Raw genomic sequence first — 23,523 nt, 5'->3', positions numbered from 1 at the left:
AATCAACCGTCTTAAAATGTATTGAGTTGCATGGGTTCGGTTACTACATCCAAAAAATGATTTATATATAAAATAAAGTCGAACTTGAAACTTGAATTGCAATTAGGTGAAACCATGCTTCCAGTTTACAAAGTTACTCTCTTTACTATTTATATTTAGTAACGAATCCTACACATCACCTTTATCTTACAGAACGATTAAAAAAATATTTCATTATTCTTAATTAGACTTTAGGCTAATATCCAAGTGTGAGTAGGTCTTGTAAATTTACTGGGCTATTCACATGATTTTGCTGATTGAAGCTAGGCTACTCATTTTTATTTTTTATTTCCAAGTCACATAAGTTATGTATAGTTAAACTTGTATTGAAATGGCTAAAACATACTCTTTACAACATGATTGAAAAACATATTCATAATATATAAATGCATTACCGTTAAAATTTAAAAGATTTATTTCAAATACTTATTGTTAATTTTCTGTAGGACTCTTTGTTTCCATAACAAAATCGGCATCAATGCCAACACCCCAATAATCACAATAATAATCAAATAATGGTAATAACCCAATAAATCCCCCATCACGCCGCTGACCATGTACAGCGAACCACTTACTGTCGCCATAATTGACACCTGAAAGGTGAAATCAGTTCCTGCAAATTGTTTTCGGCTATAGTGCATGATCAAAGTCAGCATCACCACCAACAGCATAGCTGAACATGCATCTTCAAATGCATTAACGGCATATAACCACACAGGACTAATTTGATATTGATGTTCATAGGCAAATGCTAAAAACACATAACCAATTAAACTGCTAATCTTTAAAACTGAGAAAAAAATCAACGATGCGGGTCTAGAAACATATCGAAGTAGTACACCTGCAAGTCCGGCTCCGATGAGTGCTGCGACAGCACCAAACATGGTGATGTAAACCCCAATCTGCGAGAAACTTAAACCCATATCCACCATTAAAGGTTTTAATAATGCTCCAGACAAACCATCTGCAACTTTAAAACTCACTAAAATAATCAACCACATTTTTAATTCAGCGGAAGATTTAAAATAATTCAGATAATTCTTAATCGCTTGCTTAACTGAAGATGTAACTGCTTCAGGATTATTGTGTTTGCTGGAATGTATCGGTTCTTGGAAAAATAGAACAGGCAACGTATTCAGGAAAACCAACCCCGCCAATGTGAGAAAGGTCGCTTGCCAGTGTAGCCAATCTAAGCCCCAAAGCACGGCACCACCACCCACAATAAAACCGAGTCGCGAACCGACCACTTGAAACGTGTTGCCCCAATGTTGCTGATCACTTTTTAGTAAATTTACAGCCAATGCATCTGTTGCAATATCTTGGGTTGCACCCGTGAGATTCATTAGAAAGAGTAATGCAAAGAAAATGAGTAAATAACTCGGCTGATCCAAGCTCTGAATAGGAAAAAATGAAAGAATAATTAGAATAATTACACTGCATAATTGAGTGGGGATAATCCAACTGCGGTACTGCCCTAGGCGTGACAATGCGATTCGATCAACAAAAGGCGCCCAAAGAATCTTAATCGCCCAAGGCAACATCAGCAGACCAAAACCACCAATATGCGCTAATGACACGCCTTGTGCTCTTAAAATCACTGGCAACGCATGCGTCATAAAGCCAACAGGTAACCCCTGTGCCCAATACAAAGAAAATAACAGGACATAAACCTGCTTCATATTCGGCATTATTTGCGTTCCTTCCGTGAGTGATCAACATCAGCAAAGTATCTAATTCTTACAGCACAGTGACAATAAAATCTTATTTCTTGCCAATGTAGTCCATTTCATGAGCGCTTAATATAATAGAAGTTGTCATTATATATCTTCATTTATGCCACAACATTTTCCTGATTTACCGCCGCTCGTTCCACAACGTGGAACCGCATCTAGTCGCGCGTTATGTAAAAAACTTTTTCTTCGTCAAGGCTGGAAGATCGTTGGCGAAATCCCGAATCTGCCCAAAGCTGTTGCCATTATCTCCCCCCATACCTCGAATATTGATGGCTGGTATGGCTTTCTAGCAATCGGCGGCCTCGGTTTAAAAATCACCGTTTTAGGCAAAGATACGTTATTCAAACCACCTTTCAAAGCATTTCTCAAATGGGCTGGACTCGTACCTGTACATCGTGACACTGCCCATGGTCTAACAGAACAAGTCGTTGCAACCATTCAGCAATACGACAGAATTTGGGTCGGAATGGCGCCAGAAGGCACTCGGAAAAAAGCGGAGAAAATGAAAAGTGGCTTTTACCATATTGCGCATGCAGCTGGTATTCCCATTGTGATGTTTGCCTTTGACTATGATCACAAGACCATCTATAGCTTAGGTGCGTTTAAACCAACGGGACATTACCAACAAGACCTTGAACAAATCATGCAACGATATGTCGGTCACTTTTCACCAAAAAACCCCGATTGGCTCGCTGAGCCATTACAAAAACTTGTGAAAAAAAACTAGAAAAATAAGGGCAAATCTGATCTGATGTGCCCTTCTCATTGGTTAATTTATCTACACTCGATATGAATATTGCTCGACTGTCTTGTTTGGCACTTGTTAGCTTCACATTATTTGGCTGTGATCCCACTGCAAAAAAAACTGTCCCTACTCCAACGATTCAAACGCGTGAACCTGTCATTGCGATTGCCTTGGGCGGTGGTGGTGCGAAAGGCTTTGCCCATATAGGGGTCATTAAAGTCTTAGAGTCTCATGGGATTAAACCCAAAATTGTGACTGGAACCAGTGCAGGTAGTTTTGTTGGGAGTATTTATGCCAGCGGGCAAACCCCTTATCAAATGCAAAATCTTGCACTTAAACTACAAGAATCTGATATTCGTGACTTAACCCTTAATAGCCAAGGATTCGTTCTGGGTCAAAAACTACAGAATTACGTCAACACGCAAATTGGCAATAAACCGATAGAGAAGTTTCCAATCCGCTTTGCTGCTGTTGCAACACGCTTAGATAATGGTAAAAAAGCCGAGTTTATCAAAGGCAATGCAGGTCAAGCCGTTCGTGCATCTTGTAGCATTCCAAACGTATTTGTACCTGCACTCATCGGGAATACGAAATATGTTGACGGTGGTTTAGTCAGCCCGATCCCTGTAAAAACAGCAAAAGATATGGGTGCGGATATTGTCATCGCCGTGGATATTTCAGCACGACCAACGGGTGATAAACCCTTAAGTATGTGGGGATTACTCGATCAAACCATTAATATTATGGGACAACACAGTATCAATGAAGAACTACGCCAAGCGACTGTAGTGATCCAACCCAAAGTAGGACATTTAGGTGTGCTCGATCTCAAATCAAGCAATCAAGCCATCTTAGAGGGCGAAAAGGCAGCCCAAGCCAAGATCATTGCCATTCAAAATGCAATCAGTGATTTCAAAAAATCCCCTGCCGCATTAAAACCTGCCCCAAAACCTAAATTCTAAAAAAACAACCTTTTTATATTCATAAAGATAATGATCTGCTAGAGTAGAGGAGGTGAATATTTCTTCACCTCCAACACTTAAATAATGCGAGCAAATCTATGGAATTTGTAGTTGAGCCTTGGCACTGGTTTGTATTAGGTATTTTACTGATTCTTTCAGAATTGATCATACCTGCATTCGCCGCTTTATGGTTCGGCATCGCAGCAGTTATGGTCTGCATTTTATTGTGGCTTTTCCCGATGATGGGCTTTCCAACGCAGGTCATTACTTGGGGAATTTTATCGATTTTATGTACTGTACTTTGGTTTAAATTTATCAAACCGCTTTCAATCGATAAAACCAAAGCTGGACTATCTCGTGAAGCAACTATCGGGCAAGTTGGGATGGTCATCCAAACTGGGCTTGAACACGAACAAATTTTAGTCCGCTTTTCACTCCCCGTATTGGGTTCTGATGAATGGCATTGTCGCTGTACAACGCCAGTCAAAGTGGGTGATCGCGTTCGAGTAATTGATATTTTGGGCAATGATTTAGTCGTCCAACCACATTGCACTTCATAAACAAAAAAGAGGGTTTCAAATGTCTGTCGGTACTATAGTTGTCATTGCGTTTTTAGCATTTGTTGCGATAACCATTTTCAAAGGGGTACGTCTCGTTCCTCAAGGCTACAAATGGATTGTTCAACGATTAGGTAAATACCATACCACTCTACAGCCAGGTTTGAATTTCGTTATTCCTTATATTGACGAAGTCGCTTATAAAATCACCACCAAAGATATTGTTTTGGATATTCCTTCGCAAGAAGTGATCACCAGTGACAATGCTGTATTAGTGATGAATGCTGTGGCATATATCAATATTACAACACCTGAAAAAGCAGTCTATGGTATTGAGAACTATAACTGGGCGATTCAGAACATGGTTCAAACTTCACTTCGTTCAATCGCTGGTGAAATGGCTTTAGATGATGCTTTGTCTTCTCGAGATCAGATCAAAGCGAAGCTTAAAGCTGCAATTTCTGACGATATTGCAGATTGGGGAATTACCCTTAAAACGGTTGAGATCCAAGACATTCAACCATCACATACCATGCAATCTGCAATGGAAGCTCAAGCGGCTGCTGAACGTCAACGTCGTGCAACCGTAACTAAAGCAGATGGCGAGAAACAAGCGGCGATCTTAGAAGCAGATGGTCGTTTAGAAGCGTCTCGTCGTGATGCAGAAGCACAAGTCGTTCTTGCTGAAGCATCAAAACGCGCGATTGAAATGGTCACCAGTGCTGTTGGTGACAAAGAAACGCCTGTCGCTTATTTGCTTGGTGAACAATATGTGAAAGCAATGCAAGAGTTAGCTAAATCAAACAATGCCAAAACTGTGGTATTGCCTGCTGACGTATTAAATACGATTCGTGGATTGATGGGTAAACACTAAACTGTCTCTACACCTATATCCCCAAAAACAGCCTACGGGCTGTTTTTTATTGGGCCTTTAAACGCTTTTGATCTTTGAGTGGAAGCTTTTTCACGACAAGGGTATAAGAGTCTTGAATTAAGTCTGTCAGTAAGTCACTGGTAAGTAAGTCGTTTTCGACAATAGAAATCCAGTGTTTTTTATTCATGTGATAAGCGGGTTTAATAAAGCAATATAACTCTTGGTATTCTTGTCCTTTATAAGGGTCACATTTTACATTGACCATTTTGACACCATTCACCTCAGCCGTGAGCATGAAGATTTTACCTAGAATTTTAAAGACTTCATAATCAGGTCCGAAAGGCTGGGTATGCTGAGCAAAAGGGAGTTGTGCTGCAATCTCTAGCGCATCTTGATGTAAGTGCTCTCCATTCATGAGACGCTCCTCTATGAATTTATCGTAGTCATCAAGATCATAAAAATGACGAACGATTAACTTTTACGAGCAAGTAAAAATTGTGAAATAGCAGTTAGTTCTTTCGCATCATCGCCCAAATACGCTAAAGCCTCAAAAGCTTGATCATGCAAACGTTGTGCATAAGCTTGTGCTTGTTCTAATCCCATAAGCGCAGGATAAGTCGATTTTTGTACTTGCTCATCCTTTCCAGCAGTTTTACCTAACGTTTCAGTACTCGCGGTAATATCTAAAATATCGTCTTGTACTTGGAAAGCTAAACCTATCGCCTGCCCGAACTGACGTAATTTTGGAATCGCCTGATCAGTCCCCGTAAAAATCGTCACCGCACCCATCATGATTGCTGCTTGAATCAACGCACCAGTCTTATTACGATGAATATTTTCCAATTCAACCTGCTCAACCATCTTGCCTTCAGCTTGGATATCAGAAACCTGTCCGCAGACCATTTTTGAACTTGCTGTTGCTAGAATCTGAACTTGTTTAAGCACAATCGCTGCATCTGTTCCCTGTCCTTGCTCATCGAACAAACGACTGCCTAAAATCTCAAATGCCATCGACTGTAAAATATCACCCGCCAACAAAGCGGTATCTTCACCAAAAGCGACATGACAGGTTGGTTGTCCACGACGCAATAGATCATTATCCATACATGGCAAATCATCATGCGCTAAGGAATAACAATGAATCAATTCCACAGCAACGGCCGCACGTCGAACAGCAGCAAAATTAGAATTGGGTCGCAATGCAGCTGCGGCATAACATAAGGCAGGACGAACTCGCTTACCACCTAACATCACCGTATGATGGACGGCTGCTTTTAAAGGTTCTGGGATGGAAAATGCAGCCAATGCGGTCAATAAATCTTGTTGAATACGTTGTTGAGCTTGTTTTAGAACATCCGCATTAACTTGAGAAATAGATGACACAATAGCCTCGGGAAATCTGAATGGAAGAATAAAATGACAAGACTCACCAGCTCGTCAGAATAGCGATATCATAGCATTATTTATTTGGATAGGCGGGTTTGTATCTTGCCCCTTTTAAATAATAAAACCTCCAAATATGGAGGTTTTATAGCAATGCGATAGTGACAGTTTAAAATGTATCACCAGGTACACGTACCCAACCTTCCATCAACACACGCGCACTACGGCTCATAATGGCTTTTTTAACAGCCCATTTATCATTAACCCACTCAGCTTGAGCACCAACACGAAGCGTGCCTGATGGATGTCCGAAACGAACCGCTTCACGCGCGCCACCACCAGCAGCTAAATTGACTAATGTACCCGGAATCGCAGCTGCAGTACCAATCGCCACCGCAGCAGTTCCCATCATAGCATGATGTAATTTACCCATAGAAAGCGCACGAACCAGTAAATCAACGTCAGCTGCTTCAACAGTTTTACCGCTTGAAGATGGATATGTTTTTGGCTTAGATACAAAAGCAATCTTCGGAGTGTGCTGACGTGATGCAGCTTCAGAGATATCTTTAAAAAGTCCCATTTGAACTGCACCATAAGCACGAATCTTTTCAAAACGAGCCAATGCAGCAGCATCTCCATTGATATGATCTTGTAACTCTGTACCTTGGTAACCAATATCTTCTGCATTGAGGAAAATCGTTGGAATACCAGCATTAATAAAAGTTGCTTGGAAAGTCCCAACGTCAGGAACAACGAGTTGATCAACGACATTTCCTGTAGGGAACATATCGCCACCGTCTTCACCATCATCAGCAGGATCTAAAAATTCAATTTGAACTTCCGCTGCGGGAAAAGTCACACCATCCAGCTCAAAATCACCTGTTTCCTGCACTTGACCATTGGTGATAGGTACATGCGCAATAATGGTTTTTTGGATATTTTTCTGCCAGATACGTACCGTACATATACCATTTTCAGGAATACGCTCTGCATCGACTAAACCATTTGAAATCGCAAATGACCCCACGGCAGCAGTGAGATTGCCACAGTTACCACTCCAATCTACAAAAGGTTGATCAATCGAGACTTGTCCAAATAAATAATCAACATCATGGTCTGGCTCAGAACTTTTTGCCAAAATTACGGTCTTACTTGTGCTTGAAGTTGCCCCGCCCATCCCATCAATTTGTTTTGCATAAGGATCTGGGCTCCCTATCACACGTAAAAGCAACAGATCACGCGCTTTACCAGCAACTTGTGCTGCTTCAGGTAAATCATCTAATTTAAAAAATACACCCTTACTTGTACCACCACGCATATAGGTTGCAGGGACTTTAATTTGTGGAACTGAACTCATGTTAATTTCATCCTTTTATCATGTTCATGGTACAAAATATTGCGTCTAAAGTTACTGCACAACGATTTAAAATGCCATATACCTTATTATTTTTTGGCGATCACTGTCAGTAGAAACTAAGCTATATCTTCCATATATCAAGATAATTAAACAATGGCATCAAAGCCAACAAACCCGGTTTAAACAACAAAGATGACATTTTACAGTCTACACTTCTATTAGACTTAAATTTACTATTCACTCAAATATAAGATTTTAAATGATTTTTTAAAACAACTTTCCAGTCATACCCAGACTGTACTTTTACTAGTCGAAAATCGTTGAATCTATTAGAATAATCCACTTATTCCTCGTCGAGCTCAGTCCTTTGAACAACGATTCCTCTCAACTTCAGCGTGGACTAAAAAACCGTCATATCCAACTCATCGCGATGGGTGGGGCAATTGGTACGGGGTTATTTTTAGGTTCTGCACAAGTGATCCAGTCTGCTGGACCATCTATTATTTTGGGTTATGCGATTGGCGGTTTGATTGCCTTTTTAATCATGCGCCAACTCGGTGAAATGATCGTTGAAGAACCTGTTGCAGGTTCATTTAGTCATTTTGCATATCAATATTGGGGTAAATTTCCAGGCTTTTTGTCTGGTTGGAACTATTGGGTGCTTTATATTTTAGTTGCCATGGCGGAACTCACCGCAGTAGCAAAATATATTAGTTATTGGTGGCCTCATATTCCTGCTTGGTCTTCAGTTTTATTCTTCTTTGTGGTCATCACCGCAGTCAACTTAACCAATGTCAAATTCTACGGTGAGTCAGAATTCTGGTTAGCAATCATCAAAGTCACCGCAGTGATTGCGATGATTCTTTTTGGTCTGTTCTTGATTGCAACTGCTGACGCAAATTCAACCGCTTCATTTAGTAATCTTTGGACTCATGGGGGCTTCTTTCCCAATGGTTTCGAAGGTTTGTTCTTCATGTTGGCTTTCTTGATGTTTGCTTTCGGTGGTATTGAACTGATCGGGATGGCGGCAGCTGAAGCGAAAGATCCAAAGAAAACGATTCCTAAAGCCATTAACCAAGTTGTATTCCGTATTTTGATTTTCTATGTCGGTTCATTAACGATTTTACTATCGCTTGTGCCGTGGAATCAGCTTGACTTAGGTGGTTTGGATAAAAGTCCATTCGTAATGATTTTTAGTCAGATGGGGATCGGCTGGGCTGCTCATTTATTGAATTTTATTATTTTGACTGCAGCACTCTCGGTTTATAACAGTGGTATGTATGCCAATAGCCGTATGTTGTATAGCTTAGCAAAACAAGGCAATGCGCCAAAGGTTTTTGCCAAGACCAACAAACAAGGCGTACCCATCCCTGCTGTTTTACTCTCAGCGTTATTGATCTTTGGCTGCGTACTCTTAAACTACTTTGTGCCAGAAGAAGCACTTGGTCATTTGATGTATGTAGTTGTCGGTGCGTTGGTTCTAAATTGGGCAATGATCAGCATTACTCATTTGAAATATAAACGTTATATTCTTCATGTGAACATCAAACCTTCATTCCCTGCTTTATGGTCACCTTTTAGTAACTACTTGGTATTAGCTTTCATTGCTGTGGTGCTTTATATCATGTGGCAGCAAGGCTTTAAAGAATCTGTGTTGATGATTCCAATTTGGATAACACTAATGTTAATTCTGTTTGATTATTTAAATCCTAAAGATTTGAATAGTGTTAAAAAGCCAGAAGACAATTAAAATAAGTCCAAAAGTGATTGCTTAGGCAATCACTTTTTTGTTTATAATTTTGATTTACAATCATAAAATTATGCGCTCATAGCTTAACTGGATAGAGCAGTTGCCTCCTAAGCGACCGACGTGGGTTCGAGTCCCGCTGAGCGCACCAATCAGAACTTGAAACTATAATCAATATTGAAACGTGTTTCGTTGGCTGAGTGAAAAGTCATATTCATCGGCATATCGTTACGATAGTGAGAGAAACGTGCACGCATTCCCAAACCCTGTAATTTTCCTTCAGGGATTTTATACCCAAGATCAAACTCAATTGATTCCTCTTTAAAACGTTGATCTCCGTATTGGAGCAAATCAATATCTTCCCCTTTCGCATATCGGGTCATTAAGCGAAGTCCATTTAAGGGCAGATCACCTAACTGTGCATTTTTAAAGTCATACTCATAACGAACTGAATAGACTTTTTCATCCTTGTTGGAATAATCCGAACTCATAAAATCAAGCACAACAGGACTTTCGGTTCCCGACAAAAATGGCAATCCGGTCGAACCAAACGACTGCATATATCCCAAAGAAATCGTATGATTGTGATAATTCAAACCAAATAAACCACTCATATGACGGTTATCAACCTCTCCGATTTGTTTGCTTCCAGTTTCAGTACTATTAAAAAAACGTACGTCACTTAGAAAATTAAGTTGTTCGTTTAAAGCCTGTTTTCCGTTAAAGCCTAAAAACTGTTGTTGGTAAATATCTTTAAGTTCAGCGTGATAAGCGCGCAAACGGTAATCTTTTAATTGGTAATTTCCCCCAAAACTATAAAAATGGTCAGTCTTTGCTGATTTGTCAAAACGTTGGTTGATATTATCTATACCCACCTCTGTATAGCGAATCGAGTCGCGTTGTCGCACTTCATCTACATAAAACCCCTCTAATTGAAGGTTTGGAATTTCATTTGAAACAAAGCGAATCCCGCGATAAGTCTGTGGAAACAAACGCGCCGGCGATGAAAATATGGTCGGTAATTGTGGAACAAGATCCCCCACAAACAGCTCATTTTTTCTGAATTTTGCCTTTCCCGTAACTCCAATTTTCCCATAATAATCATCACGAGAGTTATCCGCATTGACCTGCAATAAACCACTACGGGCATAATCATCTGCACGATTACCCATCAAGTTAAAACCAGCCATAGCCAATATATCGACACCGAATCCAACTGGACCTTCGGTATAACCCGATTGTCCTTTGAAAATTAAACCCTGCGCCCAATCTCGCGCAGCAGTATAGGGATATGGGTCTTTTTTATAATCTCGATCAAAGTAAAAATTTCTAAGGGTCAGTTCAGCGCTACTGTCCGAAATCAACTCAGCATGCGCCAAATGACTAAATAACGGGCACAAGCAGATCCCCACCCATACAGATGTCCTTTTCATTTATTATCTCAACTATTTAATTTTAATCAGATTTAAGATGTCACTTTCAAAGAAAGTGGTTGCGTTTGGTTATGCTGATAAAAAGCTTTCGCTAAAGCTAAAATCAGAAAAATAGCAAAAATAAAGACGACGCCGTAGTAGGCATACAGGGTGGCTGGAGCTATACCTTTATCCAGAAAGATCCCTGCAACTGTTGGCGATAAAATAGCACCAATCCGCCCAAAACCAATCGCATAACCGACTCCACGACTGCGAATATCTGCCGTATAAATTGTAGGTGAAATCGAATATAAGCCTGCTACACAACCATTAATAAGCGTCCCTAGCAACAAACCAACTATCAGAGCTACACTCACCTGTGCAGAAACAGCAACAAATAAAAATACACAAACCGCAGTCAATCCCAGAAATAGACTTAATGCATAGAAAATTTTGATACGAGATGCAAGCAAACCAATAATCGCTGCTCCAAAAATCCCACCAATACTAATTAATATTCCAGTCGTTACACCTTGATCAGCCGACATTCCCATTGAGATGAGAATTTTAGGTGTCCAACTCATCACAAAATAAAAACCGAACATCACCAAGAAGAAGGCAAACCAAAGGCATAGTGTTTGAAATCCGAGTTGACCAGCAAATAATTTTGCAAATTGGCCCTCATTGCCCGTACTGTTTTTGAAATGATTCGGTAGAACAGAAAGTGTATTTCCTCCCATTCGCTGCATGATGATATTCGTTTGCTTTAGTGCCTGTTTTGGTCTTTTTGCCAATAAATAATCAAGAGATTCAGGCAATAACCAAATACTTAACAACAACATCATGATCGTGGCGACACCACCTGCCAAGAAGATTGACCGCCATCCTAAGTGTTCAATCAATGCAAGTGATAACACGCCACCTAATGTGGCACCAATACCATAACCAGTCGACATCAAACTCACTGCGAGACTTCTCCAGCGCGCATTGGCATATTCACTCGCCAATACATTACTACTCGCAAGAATACCGCCAACACCGATCCCTGTGATAAAACGAAGTAAAGCCAACATACTATGACTGTTAACCAAAGCACACGCCGACATACTCAAGCCCGCAATCACAAGGCACGCCAAGATCAGTAAACGACGTCCTATTTTATCAGCGAGTGGAGCTAAGAAAATCGAGCCAGCAGCCATACCAAATAGACCTGCACTCAATAGTAGTCCTATTTGTGCCCCCGAGAGTGACCATTCCACAGATACTGAGGGTGCAGTAAATGCCATGACCATAACGTCAAAACCATCAATAATGTTTAGGCAAATACAAATTAAAATCACGAACCACTGATAGCGGCTCATTTTATTTTGGTTTATTTCACTGAGAACATCTCTGCTCATGTGTTTATCTCCAAGATTGGACAAAATACACACATGTCAAAGCAAAAACGTGCAATAGCTGATCATGCATATCCCTATCCAAAATGATTTTTAAAAATTGTTTGATTTCACAAACCGTATGCCATTGATACGGTTGCTAAGCATCCTGCTACTTTTATATTGAATAAATGGATCCAAAAAATCAATACGTTTTGCAATTCAATTTAAAATTTAAAACTATCACCCTGTATTTTATCGTTTTTAAGCCTAAACCATGTAATCATCAAACATTTATTAAATTATTAAAATTAAATATGGATCCAATTGAAAAAATAAATTATGCTTTTAGTGAGCCTACTTTTTAAACAAAAAATACCCCTTGAGTGCACGATGCACCACCCAAATCAAAGGATTGCGATATGAAGCTAAAAAAAATGGCCCAGTTCACACTTGGACTCACTTTTCTAGGAAACCCCCTCCCCATAACTCATGCCAAGACAACCCAAACGCCTAATATCATGGTCATTTTGGCAGACGATTTGGGCTTTTCAGATATAGGGGCTTACGGTAGTGAAATTAAGACACCAAATATTGATAGTTTATTAAAGCAAGGAAAAATGCTTTTCAATTTCCATGCATCATCAATGTGCTCACCAACCAGAGCACAACTCATGACAGGAGCTGACAATCATCTCGTGGGTTTAGGCGCAATGTATGAAACATCCAAACGCCAAGAGACGCTAGTAGGTGAGGATAGCCCTCGTGCACTACTCAAAATTGATGGTTATTCTGGTCATTTAACCCCAAATGCCTACACCCTCGCCGAAATTCTTAAGCGCAAAGATTATTACACTTTCATGGTTGGTAAATGGCATTTAGGTCATGCACCAGAACACAATCCTCATGCACGTGGTTTTGATCAATCCTTTGTCCTACTGGATGGCTTCGACTTACACTTCAAAGACCAACCTAAAAACTATCCTCGGAAGGTTCAATATACCGAGAATGGTCAAAAAACCGAGTTGCCCGATGGCTATTTCTCCACCGATTACTTTACTCAAAAAGCTTTTGAATATCTTGATAAGAATAAACAAGCCAAACCTTTCTTTGCCTATCTTGCATATACCGCACCCCACTGGCCAATTCAGGCACCAGATGCGTATTTAAATCTTTATAAGGGAAAATATGATCAAGGCTATGACGCGATCAGAAAACAGCGCTTTGAAAAGCAGAAAAAATTAGGATTGATTCCAGTTAACGCCAAACTCCCAACACAACAAGGAAATCAGGCACTCAATACCAAAAGCTGGTCAGAGCTATCCTCAGAAGAACGTAAATATGAAGCTCGAAAAATGGAAGTGTATGCAGGCATGATCACTCAATTGGATGATCGTATCGGAGATGTTATCCAATATCTAAAAAAACATAATCAATATGAAAATACACTCATCATTTTCATGTCTGATAATGGCGCCGAAGGAGGAAATCATAACTTCCCAATGGGTGAAGCAGACAACAGCTATGAAAACATTGGTAAAGCCACCTCCTATGTATATATGGGACCACGTTGGTCAGAGGTGAGTAGCACACCCTTCACCTATTGGAAATCTGCCGCTTCAGAAGGCGGGGTGCGAGTCCCTTTTATCATCAAATACCCACACCACCTTTCCAAAGATCGAGGAATCAACAATCATTTTGCAACTGTACGCGATGTCTTCCCAACCGTGATGGAGTTAGCAAATATTCAATCTGATCAACTCTACCCCACATCAAGCAAAAAAATTCAACCCTCTGGTTTTAGCTTAATTCCTGCATTGAAAAGCAATAATGCACGCATTCGCCCCGTAAATTACTACGATTTCAAAGAATTACACGGCAGTCGTTACGCCAAAAATGATGAATGGAAACTCGTAGAAAACTCTCCATCGAAGTTCAACAGTCAAGGTTGGGAACTCTATAATTTAAAAAGAGACTTCAATGAACAGCATAATGTTTCTACTCAACACCCAGATATCGTAAAAATCTTAAATGATAAGTACTTAAAATATGCCGATGAAAATGGTGTTGTCGATTTCGAACAATACATCAAGAAATAGGAGTTAGCTGATGAAAATGATCATCATGCTCTTACCCCTCCTCTTCATATCTGGATGTCAAAAACATACACCCAATGAGCAGATGGCCTTAAACCTAGGCGACATATCAAAATGTTCAGATTATTCTGGCCTGCCTCCCGATTGGCCAGAAAACAACACTGCAGGTAAGATTCAACTCCCTGCTGGACAAATTCAGCTTGGTTCAACACAAGGTTATGACGATGAAAAACCTTTCAAACAAGAACCCAGCTCAGTCAAATCATTTTGGATTGACGCAACCGAAGTAACCAATGCTCAATTTGCTGAGTTTACCCAGCAAACTGGCTATATCACAGATGCTGAAAAACAAGGTGGTGCCGCTGTTTTTGTTCAACCGACTACCCCCGTAGAGGAAATGCAATGGTGGACTTTTAAACAAGGAGCTAATTGGAAGCAGCCCTGGGGTACAAATAGCAATAGATCTCCACTTCCAAGTGAGCCTGCACGCCTAATCACATGGAATGACGCCTATGCCTATGCACATTGGTTAGGACATGACCTACCAACAGAACTCGAATGGGAATATGCCGCCAAAGGATTTCAACAACTGTCTGATATCGGCCCAACCCATCAAGGACACATTACGGCAAATTACTGGCAAGGTGAATTCCCTTACCAAAATACCCAACAAGATGGCTTTGATGACGTGGCGCCCGTCGGTTGCTTTAAGGCAAATCCATTTGGTCTATACGACATGATTGGAAACGTTTGGGAGTGGACTCAAACACCCTATACGGGACCGAGAGACCACCATATGGGTGACCCCTCCGTTTACAGACAAGATCTAAACTACATTTTGCAATACACCATCAAAGGAGGCTCATACCTGTGTGCAAGTAATTATTGCGCACGTTATCGGGCTGCCGCAAGACACCCACAAGAGCTTGATTTAGCCACGAGTCACGTTGGATTTAGAACCGTAAAAAGGAATTAACATGAAATATTATTTAACTTATGGGATGTTTGTCTCAGGGATTACTATTGCCTGCTGTTCTGCATATGCAACTGAAACTTTTAATGTTCAAAATGAGCTTAGCTTTAAAACCTTTAGCTTTGAGCGCGACTACAAAGATGATCCCAGTGCAAATTCAAACAGCTTGAGCCAAGGCTTGCTTTATCGTGGTGACTGGTCGGTAAAATTAAATGACATCCAACTTCACCTCATGCCGAGCTTACAATATGCCTATCGACTCAGTTCCGATCAGCATGCAAATGACTTCACCCTACCATTTGACCCCAACACAAAGCAACAAGCCCAGCACTACAGTAAATATGGTTTAGGCGCGGGGGTTGAGTACAAAGACTTTCGCATCAATATCGGTGAAATCACCCCCAATACTCCACTCACACCACAAGTAGACACCCATCAATTAAGGGTTAATTACAAAGGTGCTGAATTTAAATATCATCAGCAGCAACAGAATTTCACGCTCGGATTTATCAACCGATATTCGCCTCGAAATGAAGAGGACTATAGAAAACTTGCTATATCCAAACAAGAATCTGATGGTTTATATTTTTTTGAATGGAATGGGAAAAAGCCACAATATAGCTGGAAGTTCTACAATGGTTATTTAACCGATATCATTAATCAGAGTTACTTCGCTGTTGATTATCAATGGTCAGATCGACACAGTACAAAATTGCGCATATTTCAACACACCGATATTGGAGATGCAAAATTAGGTCAATACAACAATACATCCTTAGGCGCAATGCACTTTATACAGCATGGCAACTTTAGCACTGGAATCGGCTATCAAGAGAACTTTGGTAGAGATGGGATACCCAAACTCGATGGATCACCCATTCCACACATGATGAACTGGACATTAGGGGCATTTACCAAAGCAAATGAAAAATCCTATCATTTCGTGAGTAGCTATGATTTTAAAGACTATATAAAAGGACTAAAAATCACCTACAAGTACATATACGGCGATTCATTTCAAACGAAAAATAAAGATGATTTTGAACAAGAAAGTGACCTACTCATCCAATATGATTTAAATCACGTCGTCAAAAATTTGAAACTTCTATTCTTAAACATCAACTACGATACAAAATATGGAAAAAGCCTCGATGAGCAAAGAATGATGCTTCACTATACATTAAAATTTTAAAAAACCTTAAATATGGATCCAATAAACATTTCTCTTTAAATCACCCCATAAAACGAACCAAGCTAAAAACACCAAAATCAATCAATTTAAGCACAAAATAAAGTTTAAAGTTGCAGTCAACCCAACTGAACGGGTTGACCAACTTTATCATTTATTATAAATTGGATCCAATAAGTGATAAGGAGACGTCACACATGTTTATTAAAAATGCTTGGTATGTGGCATGCCGCCCAGAAGAAATTCAAGATAAACCACTTGGTCGTACAATTTGTGGCGAGAAGATTGTTTTTTATCGTGCGAAAGAAAACCAAGTAGCAGCCGTTGAAGATTTTTGCCCGCATCGCGGTGCTCCACTATCCCTAGGTTATGTCGAAAATGGAAATCTGGTCTGTGGCTACCATGGTTTAGTCATGGGGTGTGATGGAAAAACTGTTTCTATGCCAGCCCAGCGTACCCACGGCTTTCCTTGCAACAAAGCGTATGCGGCGATTGAAAAGTTCGGGTTTATTTGGGTTTGGCCAGGTGAAAAAGCGTTGGCAGATGAATCAAAACTTCCAACTCTAGAATGGGCCGAACATCCCGAGTGGAGCTATGGTGGCGGCTTATTTCATATCCAATGTGATTATCGCTTAATGGTGGATAATCTCATGGATCTGACACATGAGACCTATGTTCACTCAAGCAGTATTGGTCAAAAAGAAATTGATGAAGCACTACCTGTGACTAAAGTGGACGGTGATCACGTCATTACTGAACGTTATATGGAAAATGTTATTGCACCACCATTTTGGCAAATGGCACTTCGTGGCAACAATTTAGCCGATGATGTGCCCGTAGATCGTTGGCAGCGCTGCCATTTCTTCGCTCCAAGCAACGTACATATTGAAGTGGGTGTCGCACATGCGGGATGTGGTGGATATGATGCACCGAAAGATAAAAAAGTATCTTCAATCGTCGTAGATTTCATTACACCTGAAACCGAAACTTCGCACTGGTATTTCTGGGGAATGGCACGCAATTTCCAGCCAAACAATCGCGAACTCACTGACCAAATTCGTGAAGGCCAAGGCAAAATTTTCACTGAAGATTTAGAAATGCTGGAACAGCAACAACAAAATATTTTAAGCAATCCTCACCGAAAGTTATTGATGCTTAACATTGATGCGGGTGGTGTTCAGTCACGTCGAGTCATTGATCGTCTGCTTTCTGAAGAAAACAAAACGCCTCCCAACATATCTAAGCAGAAGTTTCCCAATATTCATGTGATTTAAAGGAAGAGGAACATGGACGTAATTATTCAGAAAATTCATCAACTCACCCCCACCATTCGTGCATTTGAACTCGTTTCAGCGAACGGCTCAACGCTTCCTGCTTTTGAAGCCGGTGCACACATTGATGTACATCTTAAAAATGGCTTAACTCGACAATATTCGCTTTCGAATTGTTGCAGTGAACGACATCGCTATGTCATTGGTGTTCTACATGACGCCAATTCACGGGGCGGGTCGCGTTGTATTCATAATGAATACCATGAAGGCGACCATTTACACATTGGGGAACCACGTAATTTATTTGAGATTCAACCTCAAACCAAACAAGCCATTTTATTTGCAGGTGGTATCGGAATTACCCCGATTTTATCGATGGCGTATCGACTTAAATCAGCACGAATTCCGTTTGAGTTACATTACTTTGTTCGCAGTCATGACATGATTGCTTTCTATGGTAATTTAACCGAGCATTTTAACGGTCAAGTCCATTTTCATATTCAAGATCAACCAGGTACTGGTTGTGATATGTCACAGGTCCTGGAGCAAAGTCCTGCTGATAAACATTTATATGTCTGTGGCCCTACAGGGTTTATGGAGTTTGTTATCAGTTCGGCTTTACAAGCTGGCTGGTTGGCAGAGCAATTACATCAGGAACATTTTGTTGCTCAAATCGCGGATACTTCGACGAATGAAACCTTCACCATTGAGGTTAAGGGCTCAAATCGTCAAATCGAAGTATCAGCTCATCAAACCGCAACCCAAGCCTTAATTGAGCATGGCTTTGATGTTCCAATTTCCTGCGAACAAGGTATCTGCGGAACATGTATTACTCGTGTGGTTGATGGCATTCCAGATCATCGTGATGTATTCATGACAGATGAAGAGCATGCGCTGAATAATCAATTTACCCCTTGCTGTTCTCGAGCAAAATCAGGAAAACTAGTGATTGAACTTTAATGTATTGAGTTCCTTTTCAAAAATGCTTAAAAGGAGCTCTTTAATCTTGTTCACTTAGAATATTTTTTAAAGTTTCACCCAAAATCACCACACTACTGTGTTCACGCATTAATGTTTCTGCACGCCCAGCTTGACGATGGAGCAAAGCATCATAAATTGAACAATGCTGTAAATGTGCATAATGCAATCGACGGTACTCCGACAAAGCTTGGGTCTGATCATAAGTAATCGCTTGTGCCGAAGCCATAGGCAACTGATTATTTTTAGCTAAGGCTTGTAGCAAGGCTACATTTTGTGCCCCCTGAATAATCGTATCGTGGAAAATCACATTCAAGTGGTGATAACGTTCTAATTCAGCATCACCAAATTCTGTATGCTCATCAAAAAGCTGTTCCGTTTCCTGAATACAATTTTTTAAGGCTGTTTTTTGTTGGTCAGTCAACCCTTGCTCAGCTAATGTTTTTGCAGCCAATCCTTCCAGTACACCACGCACCTCAAGCGCATCGTGAATAAGCTTCTCAGAAATCTCCCGTACGGTATAACCCCGTGTTGGATTTTTAATCAGCAAACCTTCTTGTTCAAGCAGGCGAAATGCCATTCTGATGGGTTGCCTAGAAACTCCAAGCAAGTCAGCTGTTGGAATCTCTGCAAGTCTAGTACCGCCTTCAAACTCTCCTGCAATAATCATTTTTCTGAGTTTAATTAAAACTTGTTGTCCTGAAGACATGCTGTTCCACACACTATCGCAAATTATCTTTGATCTTCGATGCTAGCAAGTTCGCCATTAAAATGAAAATAATATTTTCCTCCTAAACCTTAATCAGATACCTGAAACAATCATCTCAATGCCTTGGTAAAGGATGGGGTTTAGAATAACAATCATCCATTCACACTCACTTGATGAGTCTAAACCATTCGATTTACTGGGTTCGTTATCTGATGATTGAATCAATTATCTAAAACAGCTCAACAGATTTAGATATCCCAATTCCGTTCTATAGACGTAATCTGGCTATAAACATTTTGATATTCTGCCTGCTTAACGGTGCACCAGACTTCTATAAATTCTTTTCCTAATGCATCCCCAAGTAAATTATTCGCTTTCAATTGTTTTAATGCTTCAATTTGATCAGTGGGTAATAAAACATGTTCACTTCGGAGCTTTAATTGATTGGCCTGTTTGGGAATTTCCAAACGATGTGTTAAACCATAAAAAGCCCCTGTTAGAATTGTCGCTAAAGCTAAATAAGGATTACAGTCGGCCCCTGCAACACGATATTCTAATCTTTGGTTCTCTTGATCTGAGCAAGGTATTCGAATCGCCACATTTCGATTATTGAAGTCCCAATTTGCTTCGAGTGGAACATGATGACCCAATTTAAAACGTCGGAAGGAATTCAAGTTAGGTGCTAAAATCGCCATTGAATCAGGCATAAATAAGAGCAGGCCACTGATGACTTTCAATAGAGCCTCAGACATTTCATCTTGCTTCGCACTGAAAATATTATTTTTATATTCGTCTAAAATACTCATATGAAAATGCATCCCACTACCCGCTTGATGCATATCGGGCTTTGCAAGGAAGTTCGCTCGTAAACCATATTTTTTTGCGATTTGTTTTATTGTTCGTTTGAGCAACATTATTTGATCACATAATTTCAAAATATCATCGGTGTGTAGAAGGTTGATCTCATATTGACCTGAAGACGACTCTGAAACGATAGCTGTAATCTGAACGCCTTGTAACTTAGCAATATGCTCAATTTCGTTTAAAATATTTTGATAAAGGTCTGAAGTATTAATATCAAAACATTGGGTAATGGTTTCTTTGACTTGCTCCATTGAATTTAAAGGTTGTAAATAAAATTCTATTTCTGCTGAAACACAAGGATAGACATTTTTATCATGCAATTGCTTAAGTATTTTTTTTAAGATATTCCGTGGCTCAAACCCACAATCTTTTTCCTCACTTTCTTTCATGGTTAAAAGTAGTTGGGCATTGATTTCAGGATCGATAGGATTCGGTTGTAAGGAACCTACCACAGGCTCACAGAGATAATCAGGTTCTCCTATGAACTTTCCTAGTCCAGTTTCTTCAATGACTTTTCCATCCAAGCTCATTGCATAAATAGATAATGGAAAGTAACACCCTTTGGCTAAGCCACTTAAGCAACTGACATCAATTCTTTTACCGCGTAAATGCCCATTTAGATCACATAAATAGATGTCTATATGTTGTGTCTTTGGATACTGCTTTAGGTAATTATCAACTTCTTCTAAAAATGGAGTCCTTATAGGATGGCGCTCTGTTACGCTCTTGTTCTTCACAAGAGGAAGATACTTTTTAAGTGTAGATTGGTTATTTATCTCAACAAGTACAGCGCTCATAGCTGAAAGCTCAAATTATATTGATAAAATCAGCTTAAAGGATGCTCAAAAAGAAGTAACGTAAACAGTGCGTAAATTACTTCATGAAGGAAATAAATTTTATATAAATTACTCAATCCGAATTATGCTACCAGCAACCGATAATGCCTTAATCTTTCAAGCACTTTGACATCTAAAATCTAACACTAACCTGCAAAATAAATAATAAAAAACGGAGCAAATGCTCCGTTTTTACCCTAGACTCAATCTAATCAATCGCTTGTATTGACGTTGCTTTACGCAATCTTATTGCCAATTCTTTTAAGCCATAATTAACAGCTACCACCAACATAAAACCAATCAAGAAAGCCCCCACGATATCAAATGGGAAATGCACTCCAACATAAATTCGAGATAACCCAACCACTAAACTCAGTACTAAGCCAATACCACCAATCAGCTTAAACCCTGCCATCAAATATGAGCATGCTATAATCACCATCGTCAAGGTATGCTGACTAGGAAATGATGAACTCGTACCATGACCAATCAGTTTGTGTCCCAACCCGTATTGAAATGGCCGCGGATGATGATAAAAATAATCCACTAAATCACACAATAACAATGATATAAGTACAATAAACAATGTTTTTGCAAATATCATATTGTATATTTTCAACTGCACAACCAGTAAAAACACAAGAAAACTGATAAAGACTGTGTTTAAATCATCAGCCAAGAATATCGCTATTTTGTCTAAAATCGGATATTTCAAAGCAAAAGAATTTATACAATGAAATAAATGAATGTTTAAGTTTTCAAAAATCATCTCAAGTCTATTTTTGATCAATGAATAAGTTCCAACAATTGTACAACAGCCAGATGAAAGAATGATGAATTCGGTTCTCCAAACCTAAACCATTGAGATGAAATATTTAGAATATTTAAACAATCGAGATAATGAAGCATAAAAGGAGCAATTATGAATTCCCCTCATTCAATAGAATCTAGTCAATCAGCCAATGAACATATGCAATCTGTTTTTACTCAACAATGCGCTGCCTTCAATGCTCAACCCTATCCTGATCTAGACACACGACGCAGTAAATTATTTAACCTTAAAAAACAGATCATTCGTTATCAAGATGCGATCGCATCGGCAATCAATACTGACTTTAGTTCACGCTCACTGGATGAGTCCAAGCTATTGGATTTACTGGGTTCAGTATTAGAAGCTGAGCATGCAATTCGTCACTTACGGAAGTGGATGCGACCGAGCAAACGCAGTACTGAATTACTTTTCCTATCCAATCGATTACGCGTGCAATACCAACCCAAAGGAGTTGTTGGCGTTGTCGTACCGTGGAATTTTCCCGTTTATTTGGCGCTCGGTCCTCTCATTGCAGCGATTGCAGCAGGCAATCGCGTCATGATCAAACTTCCTGAGATTACCCCAGCCACCAACGCGATGCTCAAAAGAATGTTGGCTGAAGTTTTTAGTGAAGATGAGGTATGTGTATTTGGTGAGGAAATCACTGATCCATCACTATTCACATCGCTACCATTTAACCACATCGTCTTTACGGGCTCGCCTGCGATTGGACGTGTTGTGATGCGCGCAGCCGCAGAAAACTTAACGCCTGTAACGCTTGAATTAGGTGGTAAATCCCCTGCACTGATTAGCCGAAATTATCCATTAGCCGATGCAGCAAAACGTATTTTGCATGGTAAAGCCACCAATTGTGGTCAGATCTGCGTTTCCCCTGACTATGCACTAGTGCCTAAAGAAAAAGTTGAGCAGTTCGTACAGGAATGTAAAACCAATTTCACGGCGATGTATGGCAACAATATTCATAATAATGACAATTACACTTCTATTGTAAATGACCGCCATTTAAAGCGGATTCAAGAAATATTAGAAGACGCAAAAACCAAAGGTGCTCAAATCATTGTTTGTGGTGATTACGATCATGAACAAGATGCGCGTCGTATGCCAGTGCATATCGTACTAAACTGCACAGCAGAAATGCGTATTTTAAAAGAAGAGTTGTTTGGACCTGTGCTACCTGTTGTTGCTTACGACACCTTAGATGAAGCGATTGATTATATTAAAGTGGGTGATCGACCTTTAGCCTTATATTGTTTTACTCATGATGCCACAGAACGTGATCACATTTTAAAACAGACTCACTCTGGCGGTGTCACCATCAATGACTGGGGTTGGCATGTCGTCAATCATGATGCACCATTCGGTGGGATCGGCAACTCAGGTATGGGTACATATCATGGTGTAGAAGGTTTCCGAGAACTTTCACATGCAAAAACAGTCTTTATTCGACATCGATTCTTCCCAACCCAATTATTTTATCCACCTTATGGTACATGGGTACAAAAACTCGCTTTGCATTTCTTTTTGAAAAAAGGCGATCCAAATATTAAATAACCTTCAATAATAAAAAAGCCTCATTCAGAGGCTTTTTTA

General features: G+C 39.9%; 20 protein-coding genes and 1 tRNA gene. 12 read left to right on the top strand and 9 right to left on the bottom strand.

Annotated elements, in window-relative coordinates:
- Nucleotides 1-452: 452 nt before the first annotated feature.
- Nucleotides 453-1,727, bottom strand: coding sequence for an MFS transporter (locus tag EXE30_RS09890; RefSeq protein ID WP_130162234.1), 1,275 nt, complete (start codon nt 1,725-1,727; stop codon nt 453-455).
- A gap of 145 nt (nt 1,728-1,872) precedes the next feature.
- On the opposite strand from EXE30_RS09890, the gene EXE30_RS09885 reads away from it, so the two are divergent.
- The 4 genes from EXE30_RS09885 (at nt 1,873) to EXE30_RS09870 (ending at nt 4,910) form a co-directional block, all read left to right on the top strand.
- A complete protein-coding gene (locus EXE30_RS09885) occupies nt 1,873-2,499 on the top strand; it encodes a lysophospholipid acyltransferase family protein (protein WP_130162233.1) in 627 nt (208 codons plus the stop codon).
- 62 nt (nt 2,500-2,561) lie between these two features.
- The gene (locus tag EXE30_RS09880) at nt 2,562-3,479 is read left to right on the top strand and encodes a patatin-like phospholipase family protein (protein WP_130162294.1); all 918 of its coding nucleotides are present in this window, start codon (nt 2,562-2,564) and stop codon (nt 3,477-3,479) included.
- A 98-nt stretch (nt 3,480-3,577) separates the two neighbouring features.
- Nucleotides 3,578-4,039, top strand: coding sequence for an NfeD family protein (locus tag EXE30_RS09875; RefSeq protein ID WP_130162232.1), 462 nt, complete (start codon nt 3,578-3,580; stop codon nt 4,037-4,039).
- A gap of 19 nt (nt 4,040-4,058) precedes the next feature.
- Nucleotides 4,059-4,910 (top strand): SPFH domain-containing protein, encoded by an 852-nt coding sequence (locus tag EXE30_RS09870; RefSeq protein ID WP_130162231.1) that lies wholly within the window; start codon nt 4,059-4,061, stop codon nt 4,908-4,910.
- A gap of 46 nt (nt 4,911-4,956) precedes the next feature.
- Here the strand turns inward: EXE30_RS09870 and EXE30_RS09865 are convergent, their stop codons facing one another.
- The 3 genes from EXE30_RS09865 to prpF form a co-directional block, all read right to left on the bottom strand.
- Complete coding sequence (locus EXE30_RS09865; RefSeq protein ID WP_130162230.1) at nt 4,957-5,325, bottom strand: MmcQ/YjbR family DNA-binding protein; 369 nt, start codon at nt 5,323-5,325, stop codon at nt 4,957-4,959.
- 56 nt (nt 5,326-5,381) lie between these two features.
- On the bottom strand, nt 5,382-6,293 hold the full coding sequence (locus EXE30_RS09860; protein WP_130162229.1) for a polyprenyl synthetase family protein: 912 nt from the start codon (nt 6,291-6,293) through the stop codon (nt 5,382-5,384).
- A 169-nt stretch (nt 6,294-6,462) separates the two neighbouring features.
- On the bottom strand, nt 6,463-7,650 hold the full coding sequence (prpF, locus tag EXE30_RS09855) for a 2-methylaconitate cis-trans isomerase PrpF (RefSeq protein ID WP_130162228.1): 1,188 nt from the start codon (nt 7,648-7,650) through the stop codon (nt 6,463-6,465).
- A 367-nt stretch (nt 7,651-8,017) separates the two neighbouring features.
- Between prpF and EXE30_RS09850 the strand changes: the two genes are divergently transcribed.
- Nucleotides 8,018-9,400, top strand: coding sequence for an amino acid permease (locus EXE30_RS09850; protein WP_130162227.1), 1,383 nt, complete (start codon nt 8,018-8,020; stop codon nt 9,398-9,400).
- Between the two features lie 72 nt (nt 9,401-9,472).
- Nucleotides 9,473-9,548 (top strand) — tRNA-Arg (locus EXE30_RS09845).
- A 1-nt stretch (nt 9,549) separates the two neighbouring features.
- Here EXE30_RS09845 and EXE30_RS09840 read toward each other — a convergent pair.
- Together EXE30_RS09840 and EXE30_RS09835 are read right to left on the bottom strand one after the other, a co-directional pair.
- Nucleotides 9,550-10,830 carry an OprD family outer membrane porin gene (locus tag EXE30_RS09840; protein ID WP_130162226.1) on the bottom strand — a complete coding sequence of 427 codons (1,281 nt, stop codon included), beginning with the start codon at nt 10,828-10,830 and terminating at the stop codon, nt 9,550-9,552.
- A 32-nt stretch (nt 10,831-10,862) separates the two neighbouring features.
- Nucleotides 10,863-12,209, bottom strand: a complete 1,347-nt coding sequence (locus EXE30_RS09835; protein WP_130162225.1) for an MFS transporter — start codon at nt 12,207-12,209, stop codon at nt 10,863-10,865.
- A gap of 398 nt (nt 12,210-12,607) precedes the next feature.
- Here EXE30_RS09835 and EXE30_RS09830 point away from each other — a divergent pair, with 398 nt between their 5' ends.
- From EXE30_RS09830 to EXE30_RS09810, 5 genes are all read left to right on the top strand, one after another.
- On the top strand, nt 12,608-14,284 hold the full coding sequence (locus tag EXE30_RS09830) for an arylsulfatase (RefSeq protein WP_130162224.1): 1,677 nt from the start codon (nt 12,608-12,610) through the stop codon (nt 14,282-14,284).
- 10 nt (nt 14,285-14,294) lie between these two features.
- On the top strand, nt 14,295-15,257 hold the full coding sequence (locus tag EXE30_RS09825; protein WP_228256118.1) for a formylglycine-generating enzyme family protein: 963 nt from the start codon (nt 14,295-14,297) through the stop codon (nt 15,255-15,257).
- Between the two features lies 1 nt (nt 15,258).
- Nucleotides 15,259-16,446, top strand: a complete 1,188-nt coding sequence (locus EXE30_RS09820) for an OprD family outer membrane porin (protein WP_130162223.1) — start codon at nt 15,259-15,261, stop codon at nt 16,444-16,446.
- Nucleotides 16,447-16,640: 194 nt separating this feature from the next.
- Complete coding sequence (locus tag EXE30_RS09815) at nt 16,641-17,717, top strand: aromatic ring-hydroxylating dioxygenase subunit alpha (protein ID WP_130162222.1); 1,077 nt, start codon at nt 16,641-16,643, stop codon at nt 17,715-17,717.
- A 12-nt stretch (nt 17,718-17,729) separates the two neighbouring features.
- Complete coding sequence (locus EXE30_RS09810) at nt 17,730-18,674, top strand: PDR/VanB family oxidoreductase (RefSeq protein ID WP_130162221.1); 945 nt, start codon at nt 17,730-17,732, stop codon at nt 18,672-18,674.
- Nucleotides 18,675-18,714: 40 nt separating this feature from the next.
- On the opposite strand, the gene EXE30_RS09805 is transcribed toward EXE30_RS09810, so the two are convergent.
- The 3 genes from EXE30_RS09805 to EXE30_RS09795 form a co-directional block, all read right to left on the bottom strand.
- A complete protein-coding gene (locus EXE30_RS09805) occupies nt 18,715-19,413 on the bottom strand; it encodes a GntR family transcriptional regulator (RefSeq protein ID WP_130162220.1) in 699 nt (232 codons plus the stop codon).
- A gap of 236 nt (nt 19,414-19,649) precedes the next feature.
- A complete protein-coding gene (locus EXE30_RS09800; RefSeq protein ID WP_130162219.1) occupies nt 19,650-21,062 on the bottom strand; it encodes a glutamine synthetase family protein in 1,413 nt (470 codons plus the stop codon).
- Between the two features lie 247 nt (nt 21,063-21,309).
- Nucleotides 21,310-21,870: a phosphatase PAP2 family protein gene (locus EXE30_RS09795; protein WP_130162218.1), complete on the bottom strand. Its 561-nt coding sequence runs from the start codon at nt 21,868-21,870 to the stop codon at nt 21,310-21,312.
- 153 nt (nt 21,871-22,023) lie between these two features.
- Here EXE30_RS09795 and EXE30_RS09790 point away from each other — a divergent pair, with 153 nt between their 5' ends.
- On the top strand, nt 22,024-23,484 hold the full coding sequence (locus EXE30_RS09790; RefSeq protein ID WP_130162217.1) for a coniferyl aldehyde dehydrogenase: 1,461 nt from the start codon (nt 22,024-22,026) through the stop codon (nt 23,482-23,484).
- The last annotated feature ends 39 nt before the right edge of the window (nt 23,485-23,523 follow it).

The sequence above is a fragment of the Acinetobacter halotolerans genome (assembly GCF_004208515.1).
Classification (GTDB): domain Bacteria; phylum Pseudomonadota; class Gammaproteobacteria; order Pseudomonadales; family Moraxellaceae; genus Acinetobacter; species Acinetobacter halotolerans.
Note: the sequence above shows the minus strand (reverse complement) of the source record. Positions and strands in the feature narration are given on the sequence as shown.